This is a genomic window from Candidatus Aeolococcus gillhamiae, assembly GCF_016464765.1.
GTDB classification, from domain to species: Bacteria; Chloroflexota; Dormibacteria; order Aeolococcales; family Aeolococcaceae; genus Aeolococcus; species Aeolococcus gillhamiae.
In genome coordinates, this window is the sequence record NZ_JAEKNS010000035.1 from 1 (window position 1) to 3686 (window position 3686).

Below are 3686 nucleotides of genomic sequence, written 5' to 3' on the forward strand. Positions count from 1 at the left end.
TGGGCTGCACCCCAGTAGTGAGACAACAAGTTAAGGTGGGACCCAACTGTACAGCGCCTGCGCGAACTCCGTCGGCGGGCGATAACCGAGGACGGATGGCAGACATTCTCGATTGTACGGGTGTTCCACGAAACGCTCAAGGGGCCCGAGTATCGAAAGTCCGAATCCCGCCGTGCCTTCCGGGTCTGCGACGATGCGTCTCAAAGTTCCCCGCTGCGGTGCACACTCAGGGCGTGTTTGGTGAAGACTCTCGTGGGTAACTCCTCGGATCTGCATTGTTAGTCGCTAATCTGATGGAGCGGTTGACCGGTGATGGTATAGTAGCGGCACAGCCCGAAGCGTATGTCGACAATTGCCGATGCAGCGAGATGACCGAGGCTGCGGGCACGATCCCCGTGACGCTCGGCACGTCGTACCGGAGGACCACCCATGGACGCAAATGTCGCCACAGACACACTCGGATCCCCCTCGCCTGCGCAGATTCAGCAGCTGTACCAACTCGTGGGCGGCTACCGGGTGTCGCACGCGATCTACGTCGTCGCCAAGCTCGGCATCGCCGACCTGCTGGCGGATGGCCCGAAGGGGAGCGACGAACTGGCGCGGTCGACGGAGGCCAACGAGCCCGCGCTCTACCGCGTCCTGCGTTTCCTCACGGGCGTGGGGCTGTTCGACGAGGTCACCCCGCGTCGCTTCGGTCTGACCGCGCTCGGCGTCGGCCTCCGCACGGACACTCCCGGGTCCATCAGCCCGATGGCGCTCATGGCGCTGGACCGGTTCGAGTGGCAGCCGTGGGGCGACCTGCTGCACAGCGTACGGACCGGCGAGACCGCCTTCGACCATGTCCATGGCATGGGGGTCTTCGACTATCTCCGCGAGCATCCCGACAGCAGGGAGCTCTTCCATCGGGCGATGACGAGTAACACGGCACGGTCGGGCGACGCGATCACGCGGGCATACGACTTATCCGGCGTCCGGCGCCTCGTCGATGTGGGAGGCGGCCATGGCTTGCTGCTCGCGACGGTCCTCCAGGCATACCCGGCGATGCGTGGCGTGTTATACGACCTGCCCGAGGTGGTCGCGGGGGCGGCACCGGCACTGGAGGTGGCGGGCGTTGCCGACCGCTGCGAGGTGGTCGGCGGGGATTTCTTCGCGACGGTCGCACCGGGCGGCGATGCCTACGTCCTGCGCCAGATCATCCACGATTGGGACGACGCCCGCGCGGCGGCGATCCTGACGAACTGTCGGCGGGCGATGGAGGATGGCGGCAAGGTACTCGTGCTCGAACGCGCCATCGCGCCCGACTACCGTCAGGCCATGGCGGAACTGCACCTCGATATGGAGATGCTGGTCAACGTGGGCGGAATCCAGCGCACCGAGGCAGAATACGGCGCGCTCTTCGCCGCGTCCGGGTTGCGACTGAGCGCCGTCGTCCCGCTCGGTGACACGCTGCACTACAGCGTGTACGAGGGAGTGTCGGCCTGAGGTGGTGGTTCGAGGCGGGTTCATCTATCCCGTGCCAGTCGACGCATGAGTATATGACTCTTCCGCAGGCAACGTCGTATGACGAGCCGCAGCAGACAGGGCAATCGCACTAATTTTGAGGGGCATTTTCCGATGTTTCTCAGGAGCATTGCCCCGTACCCCTACGTTTCGTGACCGTTGCCTCGCAACGCATCGACCCGAATTGTTGGTTTTCGTCACGAAGGGCAGCGGAGCATACGAATCATCGGCCCAAAGCCCATTTACCGAAGAAAGTGCGGATGGGCCGAATTTAGATGCGATTGCCCTGCCGCAGCAGATGCCTCAATCCCTACTGCGCTTCCTCCAGTGCTTCCAGCACCACGAGCGCTTCGAAGACGGGCAGCTTCGGCATGCTAAACACCTCGCGCGCCGCGAGCTCGCAATCTTCCCGCCCTTCGAGGCGCTCGGTCCGCTTGCCCGCCTCTCAACGGTCCCCAAAGAGAGAGGGGCAGGTTATGGCGGGAACAGGTTCTGCTCGAACTCGACCGGTGGCATGTAGCCGAGTGCCGAGTGCAGGCGCCTCTCGTTATAGACATCCCTGAGGAAATGATCGATCGAGGCTCTCGCTTCTGCCAGGGTCTCATAGTCGTTGAGGTAGACCTCCTCGTACTTGAGCGTCTTGATGAAGCTCTCCGCCTTGGCGTTGTCGTAAGGATTGCCCCGCCGGCTCATGCTGATCTGGATGCCTCGATCTTCGAGCAGTTGAGTGTAGATGTGGCTGGCATACTGCACGCCACGATCGGAGTGATGCACTAAGCCGGGGGCGACCGCCCGCGCGGCGAGCGCCCGTTGCAAGGCTGTGATCGTCAAGATGGCATCCAAGTGACGGTCGAGTGACCAGCCGATGCAGCGACGACTGAAGGCATCGAGGATGACGGCCAGGTAGACGAACTCGCGGGGCAAACGCACGTACGTAATGTCCGCGACCCAGAGTTGATTGATCCCCGTCAGCGTCAAAGAGGGGACTAGATTCGAGTAGACCGGCCAGCCGTGGGCGGCATCGGTCGTGGCGACGAAGCGCCGGTGGCGCAGACAGAGCAAGTTGTCTTCGCGCATCAGGCGGAGCACCCGCTTGTGATTGACGACGACGCCCGCGCGCTGAAGGTGTGCTGTGATGCGCCGGTAGCCATAGGCCGGGAACTCCAGGGCAGTCCGCTGGATGTGATCGCGTAACGCGATGTCGGGATCAATCGGCTCACCGCTGTCGCGGTAGCGGTAGAAGGTGGCACGCGGGAGATGGACTGCCGCGCATAGGCGACGGATCTGGCCCGGGGGCGCGTCCCGGGCGATGGCCTGACTCATTTCCCGGCGGCTTGCTTGGCCTCCAGGCGCGCCAACAGCCGTTTTAAAAAGGCATTCTCGATTGTGAGTTGGCCGATCAGGCGCTCGAGTTCGGCGATCTTGGCCTCGTCACTGTACGCCTTCCCGCTCCCCGTAAAGGCCTGCTGGCCATACTGGGCGTACTGCGCCTGCCATTTGCGAATCAGATTGGGATGGAGTTCGTGCTCGCGGCCGGTCTGGGCGAGGGGCTTGCCAGCCTCAACTTCGCGGATGACTTGGAGCTTGAACTCGCGGGTGAACTGACGGCGATGCCTGGTCATCGGTGACCTCCCGTGCTGAGAGTGCCACCTTAACCTATTGTCTCATTTCGGGGGTTCACTCCACACGGCACAACTCGATCGGGATGACAATGGATCGCGTCCGCAACGTGGCTACGCCGGGACACCTTCGATAACGGCATGCCCGGCGGCGGTCGGGAAGACCTCCGTCAGCCGGAATCCGGCCGCCGCGAAGAGTGCGGCGTATTCCTCCCGCGTGCGCTCTTGCCCACCCGGCGCTACCAGCATATTCAGGTCCGAGAACTTGCCGTCGCGCCCCTCATTGGGCGGATCGACCGCCCACTCAATCACGAGGAGCCGTCCCGCTGCACCAACCGACCGCCGACACGTCGCCAGGATCGCCGTTGCCTCCGCATCCTCCCAGTCGTGCAGGATCGCGCGCAGGATATAGGCGTCGGTCCCCTCCGGCAGCGCCGCGAAGAAGTCCCCACCCACAACCTCGCAGCGCTCCGTGATCCCGGCATCCCGCAACAGCTGCTCGGCATTGGCTACTACATGGGGCTGGTCGAAGAGCACCCCCCGCATCTTCGGATACTTCATGAGGAC

At 63.5% G+C, this 3686-nt stretch carries 2 protein-coding genes and 1 pseudogene; 1 reads left to right on the plus strand and 2 read right to left on the minus strand.

Annotated features, from left to right (window positions below):
- The first annotated feature begins 429 nt into the window (after positions 1-429).
- A complete protein-coding gene (locus tag JF886_RS02430) occupies positions 430-1482 on the plus strand; it encodes a methyltransferase (protein ID WP_337309251.1) in 1053 nt (350 codons plus the stop codon).
- Positions 1483-1974: 492 nt separating this feature from the next.
- On the opposite strand, the pseudogene JF886_RS02435 reads toward JF886_RS02430, so the two are convergent.
- Both JF886_RS02435 and JF886_RS02440 read right to left on the minus strand, forming a co-directional pair.
- Positions 1975-3122, minus strand: a pseudogene (locus tag JF886_RS02435) (IS3 family transposase).
- Between the two features lie 111 nt (positions 3123-3233).
- Positions 3234-3686: methyltransferase (locus JF886_RS02440; RefSeq protein WP_337309253.1), on the minus strand; the 453-nt coding region annotated here is incomplete at its 5' end.